At 65.2% G+C, this 16,214-nt stretch carries 12 protein-coding genes; 8 read left to right on the forward strand and 4 right to left on the reverse strand.

Annotated features, from left to right (window positions below; genetic code table 11):
- Positions 1-186: 186 nt before the first annotated feature.
- Together P6U25_RS14820 and P6U25_RS14825 are read left to right on the forward strand one after the other, a co-directional pair.
- Positions 187-681, forward strand: a complete 495-nt coding sequence (locus P6U25_RS14820; RefSeq protein ID WP_407152525.1) for a c-type cytochrome — start codon at positions 187-189, stop codon at positions 679-681.
- Complete coding sequence (locus P6U25_RS14825) at positions 678-1,304, forward strand: hypothetical protein (protein ID WP_407151896.1); 627 nt, start codon at positions 678-680, stop codon at positions 1,302-1,304. The genes P6U25_RS14820 and P6U25_RS14825 overlap by 4 nt, the downstream gene beginning before the upstream one ends.
- 38 nt (positions 1,305-1,342) lie before the next feature.
- Here the strand turns inward: P6U25_RS14825 and P6U25_RS14830 are convergent, their stop codons facing one another.
- Positions 1,343-3,046 (reverse strand): protein kinase domain-containing protein, encoded by a 1,704-nt coding sequence (locus P6U25_RS14830; protein ID WP_407151897.1) that lies wholly within the window; start codon positions 3,044-3,046, stop codon positions 1,343-1,345.
- Between the two features lie 40 nt (positions 3,047-3,086).
- Positions 3,087-4,346, reverse strand: coding sequence for an MFS transporter (locus tag P6U25_RS14835; RefSeq protein ID WP_407151898.1), 1,260 nt, complete (start codon positions 4,344-4,346; stop codon positions 3,087-3,089).
- A 638-nt stretch (positions 4,347-4,984) separates the two neighbouring features.
- Here P6U25_RS14835 and nirB point away from each other — a divergent pair.
- Genes nirB through P6U25_RS14850 form a run of 3 tightly spaced genes read left to right on the forward strand, consistent with a single transcriptional unit; the run spans position 4,985 to position 10,444 of the window.
- Positions 4,985-7,444 carry a nitrite reductase large subunit NirB gene (gene nirB / locus P6U25_RS14840; protein ID WP_407151899.1) on the forward strand — a complete coding sequence of 820 codons (2,460 nt, stop codon included), beginning with the start codon at positions 4,985-4,987 and terminating at the stop codon, positions 7,442-7,444.
- The gene (nirD, locus tag P6U25_RS14845; RefSeq protein ID WP_407151900.1) at positions 7,441-7,770 is read left to right on the forward strand and encodes a nitrite reductase small subunit NirD; all 330 of its coding nucleotides are present in this window, start codon (positions 7,441-7,443) and stop codon (positions 7,768-7,770) included. The genes nirB and nirD overlap by 4 nt, the downstream gene beginning before the upstream one ends.
- Positions 7,771-7,780: 10 nt before the next feature.
- Positions 7,781-10,444, forward strand: coding sequence for a molybdopterin-dependent oxidoreductase (locus tag P6U25_RS14850; protein ID WP_407151901.1), 2,664 nt, complete (start codon positions 7,781-7,783; stop codon positions 10,442-10,444).
- Between the two features lie 103 nt (positions 10,445-10,547).
- On the opposite strand, the gene P6U25_RS14855 is transcribed toward P6U25_RS14850, so the two are convergent.
- A complete protein-coding gene (locus P6U25_RS14855; protein WP_407151902.1) occupies positions 10,548-10,805 on the reverse strand; it encodes a hypothetical protein in 258 nt (85 codons plus the stop codon).
- Positions 10,806-11,057: 252 nt separating this feature from the next.
- Between P6U25_RS14855 and P6U25_RS14860 the strand changes: the two genes are divergently transcribed.
- A complete protein-coding gene (locus P6U25_RS14860) occupies positions 11,058-12,284 on the forward strand; it encodes a CaiB/BaiF CoA transferase family protein (protein ID WP_407151903.1) in 1,227 nt (408 codons plus the stop codon).
- Between the two features lie 252 nt (positions 12,285-12,536).
- On the opposite strand, the gene P6U25_RS14865 is transcribed toward P6U25_RS14860, so the two are convergent.
- Entirely contained in the window at positions 12,537-13,232 is a 696-nt protein-coding gene (locus P6U25_RS14865) for a TetR/AcrR family transcriptional regulator (RefSeq protein WP_407151904.1), read from the reverse strand.
- 299 nt (positions 13,233-13,531) lie between these two features.
- On the opposite strand from P6U25_RS14865, the gene P6U25_RS14870 reads away from it, so the two are divergent.
- Together P6U25_RS14870 and P6U25_RS14875 are read left to right on the forward strand one after the other, a co-directional pair.
- Entirely contained in the window at positions 13,532-14,764 is a 1,233-nt protein-coding gene (locus tag P6U25_RS14870; protein ID WP_407151905.1) for an acyl-CoA dehydrogenase family protein, read from the forward strand.
- A 165-nt stretch (positions 14,765-14,929) separates the two neighbouring features.
- Positions 14,930-15,988 (forward strand): phosphotransferase family protein, encoded by a 1,059-nt coding sequence (locus P6U25_RS14875; RefSeq protein WP_407151906.1) that lies wholly within the window; start codon positions 14,930-14,932, stop codon positions 15,986-15,988.
- Positions 15,989-16,214: the final 226 nt, after the last annotated feature.

The raw sequence follows: 16,214 nt of genomic DNA on the forward strand, positions 1-16,214 counted from the left end.
CTCCCGCGTCGACCGCAGCGCTTTCGAGCGAGGTGGATTACCGCCTCGCGTGAAGAAAACGCGACGAAACAGGAATCGCGAGCTCCGTTCCGATTCCGTCGGAACGGAGCGGGCTCTGGCCAAGAGAAACAAAAGCAAATGAAGCAAACATGGTTGGTTGGCGCGTGGCTCGGCTGCGTGCTCGTGATGGGATGTGTGGGTGGCGCGCATGCGCAGGCGGCAAGCGATCCGACCGATGCCGGCAAGGCGGTGTTCAAGCGGGCAAACTGCATGGGTTGCCACAAATGGCACGGCAACGGCGGCGGCGGCTATGGCGGCGACGCGCTGTCGCTTCGCAAAACCGAGCTGACACGCGAGCAGATCGTCGAGACCGTCAGTTGCGGACGGCCGGGCACCGGCATGCCGTTTTTCGTGCGCGGCTCCTACGACACCACCAAATGCTACGAGATGACGCGTCAGGATGTCGGCGATCGCATGCCGCCGGAGGCCAACGTCTTTCTGCGGCCCAACGAGATCGAGGCCGTCGCCGACTATGTGCTGGCTCATGTCAAGGGCAAGGGCGAGCCGACCTATGACCAATGCATCGCGTTCTTCGGCGAGGGCTCGCGCGTCTGCAACATCTACAAGGGGGACGGGCACGCCGCCGCGCCGTCAGATCAGAACGACAAGGCAAAACCATGAGCAAGCAGGGATCAGCAATTCGTGGCCTGGTCTTTGCGGCTACCGTCACGGCAGCCGTGCCGGCGATGGCGACCGCCGGAGACCTGCGCGACATCAGCGTCGGCATGCCGATCACCAGCGCCCCGAGCACGGGATATGTCAACCTGAGCTGTGCCGGCGACAAGGCGCACAAGCTGTCGGGCTGGACGCAGTGGTCGGACTGTCCGGCCGGCGCGGACCAGTTGCGCGCGATCCACTTTGAGTACGACCCGGCGACGTCGCGGGAAGGCACGTTGGTCGGCGGCCACCCGGCCATTCTCACCGTCATGGTCGATCACGACGCCAGGGTCGCGGCCCTGACGATCGAGACCGATCCGAAGGCGCGACTGTATCTGCGCAAGAAGGCGTTCCTGCTCGGGCTGCAGGCCAAGTCCCGCTACGGCGCCGACGGATGGACCTGCTCGGACGCGCAACCGGCCGGCGACAAGCAGGCCGTCGGCGGCAGCTTTGTCGACGAGCATTGCAGCAAGACGACCGAAGGCCGATCGATCGAGATCGAACGGCACCTCTATCGCGAGCCGAACAAGGAGCTGAGGGATTTCACCGACGAGACCCGGATCACGATTCGCCGCGCCGGGTCTTGAGGCGAAGCGAGTCTCTGGTCAGGTCGATTTGACCTGATCTAATGCCGCGCCAGGAGCACCACGATGATCACGGCGAGGATGGCGCACAGCACCTTCCAGAACATCACGGGATCGCGGTCGTGCAGCGATTTCCGGCCTGTTACCGCGGGGCCGGCCCAGGTGGCGCCGTTTTCCAGCTCATGGGCAAACTCGATGACATCGCCGTAGCGCTGAGCGGGCTCGATGCTGATCGCCCTGCCGATGACAGCGTCGAGCCAGGCCGGCAGGTCCGGGCGGTAGCGCGACAGCGGCGCTGGCTTGCCGAAGCGCGGCCGCGAGAACGGCTCGATCTCGCCGAATGGATAATTCGCCGTGAACATGCGGTAGACAGTGACGCCGAGCGCGAACAGGTCGGAGGCCTCGTTGCCCGCCGTGCCGCCGAATAGCTCGGGGGCCATGTAGCTCGCGGTGCCCGGAATGTCCTCGGCTGGAAAATCCTCCAGCAGGGGCACGCGCGCAACCCCGAGGTCGACGAGGCGCAAGCCGCCGTCCTTCAGCAGGATCACATTGTCCGGCTTGATGTCGCGATGGATGATGCCGGCGCGGTGCAGCGCCGTGACGGCGCGCACCAGCTTGGTCGCAATCGCGATCCCGTCGGCGAGCGATAGTCGCGGCGCGCGCTTCAGGCGCTGCTCCAGCGTCTCGCCGTCATAAAGCGGCATCGCTGAATAGAGCCGCGTCTGCCGCTCCGCCGGCAGTTCGATGATCTCGCCGATCCACAGGCTGCGCACCCGCGCAGCGACCCAGGCCTCGCGCACGAAGGCGAGGCGGTAGGAGCCTTCGCCGGCCACGCGCGGATGCGGAAACTTCAGCACGACCTCGCGGCCGACCCGCTTGTCGACGGCCTTGAACAGGCGGCTGTAGCGTCCGTCGGACAGGACATCGCCGAGCACGAAATCATCGATGACCTCGCCTGACGCAGGCAGGTCGAGGATCGGCAGCGCGGCGATCGCATGGGTAAGCTCGTCGCGGTCTGCGGGCGGCAGGTCGACGATGTCGAGCACCAGCGCAGTGGCGTTGTCGCTGCCGTCAGCGGCGAGCGCGGCCTCGACGATGGCGCGGGCAGTTTCCTCCGGCGGCGTACGCTCCTCGAGCAATTGCTGGATGCCAGCATCGCCGAGCGCGCCGTGCACGCCATCACTGCAGATGACGAGACGGTCATGCTGCCGAAGCCCCACGCTCGTGTAATCGAAGCGCGCGAATTCCTCGAACCCGATGGCCCGGTTGAGCATGTGCGCGAGGTCGCCGCGGCCGGCGATGTGATCCTGCGTCAGCCGCTCCAGCCGCCCCTCGCTCAGCCTGTAGGCACGGGTATCGCCGATATGGATGACATGACATTGCCGCCGCGCCAGCACGATCGACGAGAAGGCGCAGGCCATGCCGCTGCGTGCGGCGTCGACGCGGCCCTGGGCGTGGATCCAACTGTTCGCGGCCTCCAGCGCGCGTGCGGCGCGTCGGCGGACGCCGAGCGTCTCGGAAAGCGAATAGTACGCGTCGATGAAGCTGCGGACGGCGACCTCGGCGGCCTCTCGCCCGCCCTTGTGGCCGCCGACGCCATCTGCCACGGCCGCAACGACGTCGGGACTGAGGGTGCCGGGCCTACCGAGGCAGGCCGCGACATAGTCCTCATTGGCGGCGCGCTTGCCGGTCTCGCTGGCGAAACCGACGCGAACTCCGAGATCTCGTTGCAAGCCGTTCGCCACGTGCGTTCTGTCCTGCCGCGCTTGGGAGCGCGAGTGGGGTTCAGACGCGCGCTCCGGATACGGCGCCCCAGGTGGTGCGCCAGCGGACCTTGACCATGGCAAGTCCGATGAAGCCAAGCAACGCCAGCCCGCCGAAGAACAGGAAGCCGGCACCGAAGCCACCGGTCATGGCCTTGGCAGTGCCCAGCGTCTGCGCCAGGAAGTAACCGCCGATGCCGCCGGCACAGCCGACGAGGCCGGTCATCAGTCCGATCTCGTGACGGAAGCGCAGCGGGATGAGCTGGAACACGGCGCCGTTGCCCATGCCGAGTGCCAGCACGCCGATCGAAAACAGGAGGACCGAGATCCAGGCGATGCGCGGCATCGCGGTCAACGCCCAGCCGCCCTGGGCCGGTGCTACAGGACCCTCCGGCATGAAGGCGATCACGAGATAGGCCGCGACCACGACGCCGAACAGGATCGATAGTGCGCGGATGCCGCCGATACGGTCGGCGATCAGGCCGCCCACGGGTCGGAAGCCGGATCCGAAGGCGACGATCAAGGCCACCAGCAGGCCCGCTGCGACGCCAGAGACATGATACTGCACGGTGAAATAGAGCGGCAGCGCGTTGGCCAGTCCGACGAAGCCGCCGAAGGTGATGAAGTAGAAGAACATGAACCACCGGCTGTCGGAATCCTTGAGCAGGGTGCCATAGGCCTTCAGCGAGATCGGCTTGCGCTCGCCGGGCGCGTCCTTGGCGGCGGCGACGTAATAAGCGAGCACCATCAGCATCGGGATCAGAAGGCAGCCGAACACGGCCTGCCAGCCCCAATGTTCGGCAATGCTCGGCGCGAGCAGCGTGTCGAGCACCACACCCATGTTGCCGGCGCCGGCGATGCCCATCACGACGCCCTGGTATTGCGGCGGATACCAGCGGCTGGCCTGGGGCAGGGCCACTGCAAACGAGGCACCGCCGATGCCGAGCACCATGCCGAACAGTTCGATCGCAAGCTTGCTGGTCAAGCCGAACTGCCAGACTGCCACCGTCGCGGCGATCACGACGAGCTGGGCGATGATGCCGGTGCGCTTGGCGCCGATCACGTCGGCGAGCAGGCCCATCGGCACGCGCAGCAGCGCGCCAGCCAGCACGGGAATTGCAACCAGCGTGAACTTCTCGTTCACCGCCAGGTTCATGTCGCGCGCGATATAGACGATCAGCGGGCCGAGCGAGACCCACGCCATGAAACTGATGTCGAAGTACAGGAAAGCCGCCAGCAGCGTCGGCCAGTGACCTGCCTTCTTGAATTCAGCGAACTTCATTGTTCATTGCCTCGCGATGCTGCGACGAAGGCAGCCGCGTGAGGTGCGGCCGGTCTTGGCGCAAATGGACAGAATGGGGATGAAGGACGAGAGCGCTCGTCGTTGAGACGTTCCCGATCAGCAGGAACTTCAGCAATAAGCGTGCCATTCGAAATCGACGGCGATGCTTCGTCAGCAATCGCAAGGCGTTGTCCCGGTGCTCCCGGTCTGTCTGCGACAACTCCGATTGCTGTCGTGCGCAGCAGGCGCCGCCGCGCAAACGCGCATGGTGGTGCTTTTTTGAGCGCCGTGCCGAACGCGCGTGGTTGCACGTCAATCCCGCCTCGGGAACCGCACGAATGCTTCTTACGCTGTCATGCACAAGAGATCATCGGCGTGGCTAAAAAATCGGCCGGCGATCCGCGCGCCCCCGATCCGGAGGTTTTTGATGTCGCCGGAAACCATTTGATTTTGCTGCCGGATTCGGCCGCGCCGAATTGGCACGCGTTTTGAATATCAGTCTGCAAAGGAATATCGATCGTCAGTGACGACGGTCTGCGCCCGCGGCTGGGCTTCCGAACAATCCCATCTTCAATCGACGTTGATCGACGACGTGTGCTGCGTCGCTGCGCAGCGTCGTCGGAATCGAAAGGCAGACCATGCTCGATAAGGTGACGAAGCAAAAGCTTGTTGTGATCGGCAACGGGATGGCCGGCATCCGCACCGTGGAGGCGTTGCTCGAGCGTGCGCCCGATCTCTACGACATCACGGTGTTCGGTTCGGAACCCTACGGCAACTACAACCGCATCCTGCTATCGCCGGTGCTCGCCGGCGAGAAGACCGTCGACGACATCATGCTCAACACCGTCGATTGGTACGAGGACAACAACATCACGCTGCGCAAGGGCGAGACGGTCACGATGATCGATCGTCGCACCTGCGAGGTCGTCACTGAGGCCGGCGATCGCGTTCCCTACGACCGCCTGCTGATCGCGACGGGCTCGAATCCGATCATGCTGCCGCTGCCGGGCAAGGACCTGCCGGGCGTGATCGGCTTCCGCGACATCTACGATGTCGATCGTATGATCAAGGCCTCGACCGACTATCGCAACGCGGTCGTGATCGGCGGCGGCCTGCTGGGCCTCGAAGCCGCCAACGGGCTGATGAAGCGCGGCATGAACGTCACGGTCGTGCATCTGCTAGATACGCTGATGGAGCGCCAGCTCGATCCGGTCGCCGGCGGGCTGCTGCGCAAATCGCTGGAAGAGCGCGGCATGGTGTTCAAGATGCCGGCGCAGACGCAGGCCATCCTGGGTGAGGACCGCGTCACCGGTGTCCGCTTCGCCGACGGCACCGAGCTGCCGGCCGATCTCGTCGTGATGGCGGTCGGCATCCGGCCGAACTTCGAGCTGGCGAAGAAGGCCGGGCTCTATTGCGAGCGGGGCATCGTCGTCTCCGACACCATGCAGACCTATGACGGCCGCATCTATGCGGTTGGCGAATGCGTGCAGCACCGCCGCCAGACCTACGGTCTGGTCGCGCCGCTGTTCGACCAGGCCAAGGTCTGCGCCAACCACCTCGCGATGAAGGGCTTTGCCACCTATGACGGCTCGGTCACCTCGACCAAGCTGAAGGTCACCGGCATCGATCTGTTCTCGGCCGGCGACTTCGCGCCGGGGCCGGACAAGGAGGAGATCGTGCTGCAGGACGCCAATCGCGGCGTCTACAAGCGCATCATCCTGAAGGACAAGAAGATCGTCGGCGCCGTGCTCTATGGCGACACCATCGACGGCCCCTGGTACTTCCAGCATCTCCGCGACGGCACCGACGTCTCGCACATGCGCGAGCGCCTGGTGTTCGGCGCGGCCAATTTGGGCGACGGCGGCGTCAGCGGCCAGAGCTCGGTTGCCGCGATGAGCGACGAGACCGAGATCTGCGGCTGCAACGGCGTCTGCAAGGGCACGATCGTCAAGGCGATCACCGACAAGAAGCTGTTCACGCTCGACGACGTCCGCGCCCATACCAAGGCGTCGTCGTCCTGCGGCTCCTGCACCGGCCTGGTCGAGCAGGTGCTGGCATTCACGCTCGGCGGCGATTACTCGGCGGCGCCGAAGGTCAAGCCGCTGTGCAAATGCACCGATCACAGCCACGATGATGTTCGCCGCGTGATCGTCGAGCAGCAGCTCAAGACCATTCCCGCCGTGATGCGCTTCATGGAGTGGAAGACGCTGAACGGCTGCCATTCCTGCCGCCCGGCGCTGAACTACTATCTGCTCGCCACCTGGCCCGGCGAATATCGCGACGACCAGCAGTCGCGCTTCATCAACGAGCGCGTGCATGCCAACATCCAGAAGGACGGCACCTACTCGGTGGTGCCGCGGATGTGGGGCGGCGTCACCACGCCGAGCGAGCTGCGCGCCATCGCCGACGTCGCCGAGAAGTTCAACATCCCGACGGTGAAGGTTACCGGCGGCCAGCGCATCGACCTGCTTGGCGTCAAGAAGGAGGACTTGCCGGCGGTGTGGGCCGATCTGAACGACGCCGGTATGGTGTCGGGTCACGCCTACGCCAAGGGACTGCGCACAGTGAAGACCTGCGTCGGCTCGGAGTGGTGCCGCTTTGGCACCCAGGACTCGACCGGCCTCGGCATCAAGCTCGAGAAGTTCATGTGGGGTTCCTGGACGCCCGCCAAGGTCAAGCTCGCGGTCTCCGGCTGTCCGCGCAACTGCGCGGAGGCGACCTGCAAGGACGTCGGCGTGGTCTGCGTCGATTCCGGTTACGAGATCCACTTCGCCGGCGCCGCCGGGTTGCACATCAAGGGCACCGAGTTCCTGACCAAGGTCGAGACCGAGGATGAGGCGCTCGAGGTGATCGTGGCGCTGACCCAGCTCTACCGCGAGGAGGGCTGGTATCTCGAGCGGATGTACAAATGGTGCGACCGTGTCGGGCTCGAGCAGATCAGGAAGCGCGTCGTCGACGATGTCACGAACCGCAAGGCGCTGTTCGGACGCTTCGCCTACTCGCAGCAGTTCGCGCAGACCGACCCGTGGGCCGAGCGCGCCAGCCGCGGCGTCGACCGCAACGAATTCGCACCGCTTGCCGAATTGGAGATCGCATGACCGGCTGGATTGAAATCGGCGCGCTGGACGAGATTCCGCGGCTCGGCTCGCGGGTGGTCCGCACGCCTCACGGCAACATCGCGGTGTTTCGCACCGAGAGCGACGAGGTGTTCGCGCTCGACGACCGCTGTCCGCACAAGGGCGGGCCGCTGTCGCAGGGCATCGTGCACAACAAGCGGGTGACCTGTCCGCTGCACAATTTCGTCATCGAACTGGCGAGCGGTCAGGCGGTCGCGCCCGACGAGGGCTGCACACACACGTATCCGGCCAAGGTCGAGAACGGCGTGGTGTGGCTGTCGGTTCGGCAGACGGCGGCGGTGAGCTGAGCGACAGGCGATGTCGATCAAGACCACGTGCCCCTATTGCGGCGTCGGCTGTGGCGTCGTCGCGCGCAAGGATGCGGACGGCACCGTCCGCGTCGAGGGGGACCCGCAGCATCCGGCGAACTTCGGCCGGCTCTGCAGCAAGGGCTCGGCGCTTGCCGAGACCATCGGTCTTGAAGGGCGGCTGCTCGAACCGCTGATCGGCGGCGCGCCGGCGACCTGGGACGACGCGCTCGACCATGTCGCTGGCGGCTTCAGCCGGATCATCCGGGAGCACGGGCCCGATGCGGTGGCGTTCTACGTCTCGGGGCAGCTCCTGACCGAGGACTATTACGTCATCAACAAGCTCGCCAAGGGCTTTGTCGGCACCGCCAACATCGACACCAATTCGCGGCTCTGCATGGCCTCGAGCGTCGCCGGGCACAAGCGCGCGTTCGGCAGTGACACGGTGCCGGGCTGCTACGAGGATCTCGAACAGGCCGATCTGTTGGTGCTGGTCGGCTCCAACGCCGGCTGGTGTCACCCGATCCTGTATCAACGCATGCTGGCGGCTAAGGAGAAGAACCCGGCCTGCAAGATCGTGGTGATCGATCCGCGCCGCACCGCGACGTGCGAGGGCGCCGATCTGCATCTGCCGTTGCGCTCCGGCAGCGACTCCGTGCTGTTCAACGGGCTGTTCGCGTACCTCGCCGGCAGCAATGCGGTCGATCGCAGCTTTGTCGGCAATTGCACGACAGGCATCGTCGACGCCCTCAAGCAGGTGGCCGGCCAGACCCTGGCGCAGACCGCTGCGACCTGCGGCCTGACCGAAGGCGCGGTCGGGCTGTTCTTCGACTGGTTCACCCGCACTGAACGCGTCGTCACGCTGTATTCACAAGGTATCAACCAGTCGAGCAGCGGCGTCGACAAGGTCAACGCCATCATCAATTGCCATCTATTGACGGGACGGATCGGCCGTCCCGGCATGGGACCGTTTTCGCTCACCGGCCAGCCCAACGCGATGGGCGGCCGCGAGGTCGGCGGCCTTGCCAACCAGCTTGCCGCGCATATGGAGCTCGAGAAGCCCGAGCATCGCGAGAAGGTGCAGCGGTTCTGGCGGGCGCCTGTCATCGCGGAGAAGGGCGGACTGAAGGCCGTCGACATGTTCGACGCCATCGCCGACAAGCGCATCAAGGCGGTCTGGATCATCTCGACCAACCCGGTCGTCAGTCTGCCCGATGCGGATCGCGTGCGCGCCGCGCTCGAGGCGTGCGAGCTCGTCGTGGTGTCCGACTGCATGCGCGACACCGACACGACGCGTTATGCCGACGTGCTGTTGCCCGCGCTGGCGTGGGGCGAGAAGGACGGCACCGTCACCAACTCCGAGCGCCGCATCTCGCGGCAGCGGCCGTTCTTGCCGGCGCCGGGCGAGGCGCGCGCCGACTGGCGGATCATCTGCGACGTCGCGAGCCGCATGGGCTATTCCGGCTTCGACTACGCTTCCGTCGCCGAAGTGTTCCGCGAGCACGCCGCGCTATCCGGCTTCGAGAACGAGGGGACACGGGATTTCGACATCTCGGCGCTGGCGACGCTCGATAACGGCGGTTACGCCGCTCTGGCGCCCGTGCAGTGGCCGGTGACATCTGATCATCCGGCCGGCACGGCGCGGATGTTCGACACCCAAAAATTCTTCACGCCCGACCGCAAGGCCCGCTTCATCCCGGTGGCGCCGCGCCCGGCGGGCAACGCGACCAGCCGCGACTATCCGCTGGTGCTCAACACCGGCCGCGTCCGCGACCAGTGGCACACCATGACGCGGACCGGAAAGACGGCGCGGCTGCTGTCGCACATCTTCGAGCCCTATGCCGAATTCCACCCCGAGGACGCGCGTCTCGCCGGTCTGCAGCACGAGGGTCTGACCCGGCTGACGAGCCCGTGGGGCGAGATGATCGCGCGGGTCGTGGTCAGTGCCGATCAGCGCCGCGGCTGCGTGTTCGTGCCGATGCATTGGAACGAGGAGTTCGCCGGCGCGGGGCGCGTCAACGCGCTGGTCAATCCGGTGGTCGATCCGCTGTCGGGGCAGCCGGAATCCAAGCACACGCCGGTCAAGGCCGATCCCTACGCGCCGAAATGGCATGCCTTCATCCTGAGCCGCAACGCGATCAGGCGTCCCGCGACCGGCTATTGGGTTCACGGCAAGGCCGGCGATTGCTGGCGGCTGGAACTGACCGGCGATGCGCGCCCGGAGAGCTGGCGCGACTGGGCGCGGGCGCAGCTCGGCCTCGAAGGGGTCGAGATCGAATGGATCGCCTATCGCGATCCGGCCGCGGGACGGTTCCGCTACGCGGCGGTGCGCGACGGCAGGCTGGAAGGCTGCGTGTTCATCGCGCCCGACCACACGCTGCCGTCGCGGGCGTGGCTGGCCGGGCTGTTCGCGGAAGCGCAACTGTCGGCCAATGCGCGGATGTCGCTGCTGGCCGGCCGGCCATTCGGGGCAGGCGAGGACAAGGGGCCGATCGTCTGCTCGTGCTTCGGCGTCGGGCAGCACCAGATCACCGATGAGATCAGAAAGGGCGCCGACAGCGTCGCGGCCGTCGGCCGCAGCCTGAAGGCCGGCACCAATTGCGGCGGCTGCAAGCCCGAGATCAGCAAGCTGATCGGCGCCAGCGCGCCGCCGCGGCAGGCGATCGCGTCGTAGGCCTAGAGCATGATCCGGAAAACTGTGAAGCGGTTTTCCGAAAAGATCATGCTCAAACAAGGAGCTAAAGCGCGATGACGATTCGCCCCAATCTCATCGCGCTTTAGCAGCCGCGGCAGATGCTCTTCAGCTTGCTGTTGAGCAGGCGATCCTCCTCGTCCGAGGCCGCGTTGATGTAAGGATCGTCGGCGTGGCGCTTATCGGCGGCAAATGCCCCGGCGCCGGCTGCGCCGCCGCCGTGCATGCGATGCAAATGGCGCCCGCCGTGTCCGAATCCGTGCCCACCGCCGCGTGCGTCGGCCGCCGCCGTCGAGCCCGCCAGCACGGTCAGTGCCAGCGCCATCATCGTGATCGTCTGCATATCCGGCCTCCTTGCGGCGCCAAAATACCGTTGAAGGCGCCAAAACCGTGTCGGCTTCTTTCACAATTTCGCGCGGCGGCAATCAGCGGTCAGTTCCCGCACAGCGCCGCCGGGATCCGGCACATAGGCCGCAAGCGGATGGCTTCATGCCGACAATGCAGTGCTCGCCGCGCCAAAATGGTGTATCGGCAAGCTCGGCCGCGCGCGGGCAGAGGTCCGGCGCCGCACAATCAACATATCGGAGGAAGGTTCATGTCGGCTCTGCCACTCTCGGGCATCAAGATTCTCGACCTGACGCGGGTGCTCGCGGGCCCGTTGTCGGCCCAGATGCTGGCGGATCTCGGCGCCGAGGTGATCAAGATCGAGCGGCCCGGCGGCGGCGACGACGCCCGCGCCTTCGGCCCGCCTTACCTGACCGATCCCGAAGGCAAGCAGAACAACAACAACTCGTTCTATCTCTGCGCCAACCGCAACAAGAAGTCGGTCACCGTCAATATCGCCAAGCCCGAAGGGCAGGAGATCATCCGTGAGCTCGCCAAGACGGCTGACGTGATGATGGAGAACTACAAGGTCGGCGATCTCAAGCGTTACGGCCTCGACTACGAAACCATCAAGAAGCTCAACCCCGGCATCATCTATTGCTCCGTGACCGGCTTCGGCCAGACCGGCCCCTATGCGCCGCGCGCCGGCTACGACGCGATCCTCCAGGCGATGGGCGGGCTGATGAGCGTCACCGGCCATATCGACGGCGAGCCCGGCGAGGGCCCGATGAAGGTCGGCCCTTCGATCGTCGACTACATGACCGGCATGAATACCTCGATCGGAATTCTGTCGGCGCTCTACCATCGCGACGCCAATGGCGGGGAAGGGCAGCACATCGACGTCTGCCTGTTCGACACCGTGATCGCCTCGCTGTCGCATTGGCTGCAGATCTACCTCGTCAACGGCAAGACTCCGCCGCGCCGCGGCACCTGGGGCAATGGCGGCATGCCGGCCGGCGTGTTCCGCTGCACCGACGGCGAATTGATGCTGGTGGTCGGCAATGACGGCCAGTTCCAGCGCACCTGCGCCGTGCTCGGCGAGCCCGAGCTCGCCAACGACAAGCGCTTTATCAAGAACAACGACCGCGTCGTGCACGGCAAGGAGATCATGGCGATTTTCGCCGGCCTGTTCCTGAAGAAGCCGGTCGCGTACTGGCTGGAAAAGCTCGAGGAGGCCGGCGTGCCGTCCGGACCGATCAACAATTTCGAGCAGGTGTTCAGCGATCCGCACGTGCAGTCGCGCGGCATGCGGGTCAAGGTCAACCATCCGTTCGAGCCGAACCTGTCGCTGATCCGCAACGCGCTAACCTTCTCCGGCACGCCGATCACCGACTACCGTGCCCCGCCGCTGCTCGGCGCCAACACCGACGAGGTGCTGGCGACAATCGGTTATGACGCAGCTAGGGTGGAAAAGCTGAAGGCGCAGGGGATCCTGTAAGCCGAGTTGGCGACACGTGCAGCACGCTTTTCCGTCATCCTGAGGAGGCCGCGCAGCGGCCGTCTCGAAGGATCGACGGCCACCAGCCGGGCCGTTCATCCTTCGAGGCTCGCTCCGCTCGCACCTCAGGATGACGGTTAGACGGCGACGCTGCTTGAACCCGACGTGCCGGCCGCTTGACCTCTCCAATGGGAGAGGTGACGAACTCGCGGCGAAGCGTCAATCGCCGCGTACCGTGCGTGCAGGTGCGCTTCACAAATCCTGCCGCGTCAGGCGGCCGTGCATGGCGGCTGGCCGCGCGGGCGGCGGCGCGACGGCTGCGGGTTGGCCCTTCGACAGCGCCATCACGGTGACGGCGACCACGCGGTCGATGATGGCCTGCACGTCGTCGAGATCGCATTTGCCTTCGGAAAGCCGTAGCAGGCGCTCCTTCTCGCGGATGGTGTGATGGGCCATCGCCAGCGCGAAGTGCAGGCCCCAATAGAGCTCGGTGTCCTCGCGGCCGGGCATCGCGCGGCGCATTGCCGCGGCGAATTTGCGCAAGTGATCGACCTCGCGGTTCTTGATGCGGCGGATCGGCGGCACCGATTCAATCGACGCCCGGATCATGAAGCGCGCGGCGGTGGAGCCCTCGCGATCGGGCCCGAGGCAGCCGCGTAGGGTCGGGCCGACGAGGGCGCGCATGATGTCCTCGATTGAGGCGCGTCCGCCGCCTCTCTCCTCTGCCGCCTTCAGTTCATTGAGACGTTCGCGGTTGGTCTGGATGCTGCGGGTCACGAACAGCTCCGCGATCAATTCGTCCTTGGAGCCAAAATGGTAATTCACTGCCGCGAGGTTGACGTTCGCTTCCGCGACGATGTCGCGCAGCGTGACGTCGCCGAAGCCGCGGTCGGCATAGAGCCGTTCGGCGGCGGCGAGAATGGCGGATCGTGTCTGATCGCTGGCCATGGCCTGGAGCCTTTCGTCATTCCGGGGCGCGACGAGGTCGCGAACCCGGAATCTCGCGCCGCAACTTCTGGATTCCGGGCTCGGCGCTGGTGCGCCGCCCCGGAATGACGAAGACGGCAGGGAGTTGCATTTCAAACATTTGTATGAAACTATCGTTTGAAGAGCCGGAAATGTCAATCCGCCGATGTCGCGGCTGGCGTTCTGGCACACCACGATCGCGATCCCGTGAACGTCCTTGCGGCGTGCGCGCGCGGGGTGGACAGTGCGGCCCAAAGTCTAGGAACAACGAGGAGCGTCCCATGGATTTCACGATGTCGGCTCGGCAGAAGGAATGGCTCGAGCGCGTGCAGGCCTTCATGAAGGACCATGTCCGTCCCGCGGTGCCGAGCTACGAGAAGCAGGATGCCGAGGGCCCGCGCTGGAAGGTGATCCCGATCCTCGAGGAGCTGAAGAAGAAGGCGAAGGCCGAAGGCCTCTGGAACATGTTCATGCCGCCGTCCTCGCATGAGGACGATGAATTCCACGGCGCGGGATTGACCAACCTCGAATACGCGCTGCTGTCGGAGGAGATGGGCCACATCTCCTGGGCGTCCGAAGTGTTCAACTGCTCGGCACCCGATACCGGCAACATGGAAGTGTTCATCCGCTACGGCACCAAGGAGCAGAAGCGCAAATGGCTGCGCCCGCTGATGGACGGCGAGATCCGCTCCGCCTTCCTGATGACCGAGCCCGCCGTGGCCTCGTCTGACGCCACCAACATCGAAACCCGCATCGAGCGCGACGGCGATCACTACGTGATCAACGGCCGCAAGTGGTGGTCGTCCGGCGTCGGCGATCCGCGCTGCAAGATCGCGATCCTGATGGGCAAGACCGACCCGAGCGCCGCCAAGCACCAGCAGCAGTCGCAGATCCTGGTGCCGCTCGATACGCCCGGCATCAAGGTCGAGAAGATGCTGCCGGTGTTCGGCTTCGACGATGCGCCGCACGGCCACGCCCAGGTGCTGCTCGAAAACGTCCGTGTCCCGAAGGAAAACATCCTGCTCGGCGAAGGCCGCGGCTTCGAGATCGCGCAGGGCCGCCTCGGCCCGGGCCGCATCCATCACTGCATGCGCACCATCGGCCAGGCCGAGGAGGCGCTGGAGAAGATGGTGAAGCGGCTCGCCTCGCGTACCGCGTTCGGCAAGAAGATCATCGAGCATTCGGTCTGGGAGCAGCGCATCGGCGAGGCCCGCACCGACATCGAGATGAACCGCCTGCTGTGCCTCAAGGCCGCCGACATGATGGACAAAGTCGGCAACAAGACCGCGCAGCTCGAGATCGCGATGATCAAGGTCGCAGCCCCCAACATGGCGCTGAAGATCATCGACCAGGCGATCCAGGCCTTCGGTGGCGGCGGCGTGTCCGACGACGCCGGGCTGGCGCGCGCCTATGCGCATATCCGCACGCTCCGTCTCGCCGACGGTCCGGACGAGGTGCACAATCGCGCCATTGCCAGACTTGAGCTTCGGAAGTATGCAAACACGTCGCACTAAGATTGCTGCGTCGTAAATGCTTACCCCTCATCCTGAGGAGCCCGCGAACAGCGGGCGTCTCGAAGGATGCAGGCCGTTCCGCGCCCCTCACCACGAGGGGATGACGGAGTGAACCAACGGGAGCGCCTGCTGGCGCTCTCCAAGAACAGTTGAGGGAGCGTCACCGTGGCGGACGGCGTCAGGAAGGACGAGGAATTTTCCGGGACAAGGGAAGTCGAGGAGCGTCATCGTATCAACGAGGCGAATCTCGACGTCTGGATGCAGGACAACGTCGAAGGTTATCAGGGGCCGCTCAAGGTCCTGCAATTCAAGGGCGGTCAGTCCAACCCAACCTACAAGCTTGAGACTCCCGGCCGCAACTATGTGATGCGCCGCAAGCCGTTCGGTAAATTGTTGCCGTCGGCGCATGCGGTCGATCGCGAGTTCCGCGTCATCGCCGCCCTCGGCAAGCAGAACTTTCCAGTCGCGAAAGCCTATGCGCTGTGCACCGACGATGCCGTGATCGGCGCGGCCTTCTACATCATGTCGATGGAAGAGGGGCGGGTATTCTGGGACCCGACGCTGCCGAGCCAGCCGCCGGAGGCGCGCCGGAAAATCTTCACCAGCAAGATCGAGACGCTGGCGAAGCTTCATCTGTTCAATCCGGAAGCGATCGGACTCGCCGATTTCGGCAAGCCGGGAAATTATTTCGCGCGGCAGGTCGATCGCTGGACCAAGCAATACCGCGCGTCCGAGACGCAATATATCGAGGAGTTCGAAAAGCTCGCCGAGTGGCTGCCGAAGACCGTACCGGTACAGCAGCGCGTCTCGATCGTGCATGGCGACTATCGGCTCGACAACATGATCTTCCATGCCACGGAGCCGCGCGTACAGGCGGTGCTCGATTGGGAGCTGTCGACGCTCGGCGATCCCATGGCCGACTTCACCTATCTGTTGATGCAGTGGACCATGCCGGGGCTGGCCGGCGCCGATCTCAAGGCATTGAACATTCCAAGCCAGGACGAGGCCGCCGAGATCTACTGCAACGTGACCGGCATCCCGGTGCCTGATCTCAACTGGTATTTCTCCTACAACCTGTTTCGCCTTGCCGGCATCACGCAGGGGATCGCGGGACGGGTCCGCGACGGCACCGCGTCGAACGCCAAGGCCCTCGAGTCGGCCAAGCGCACCGTGCCGCTGTCGAAGGCGTCATGGGAATACGCGCAGAAAGCCGGCGCGCGGTAGCAATTGAGCGGCGCGATCCTTGAACAGGGGCGCGCCGTTTTCTCTTAACCTCGCCCCGCCTGCAGGGAGAGGTCGGATCGCATCGTCAGATGCGATCTGGGTGAAGGGGACTCTCCGTGAGTTCGTCTTTCACCGACTTTGCCGAGGCAGCCCCTCACCCCGACCCTCTCCCCGCAAGAGCGGGGCGAGGGAGCAAATCCCATCGCGACTGATCGCCTTGCTGTCG

Origin of the sequence: Bradyrhizobium sp. ORS 86 (genome assembly GCF_045571475.1) — a bacterium.
Classification (GTDB): domain Bacteria; phylum Pseudomonadota; class Alphaproteobacteria; order Rhizobiales; family Xanthobacteraceae; genus Bradyrhizobium.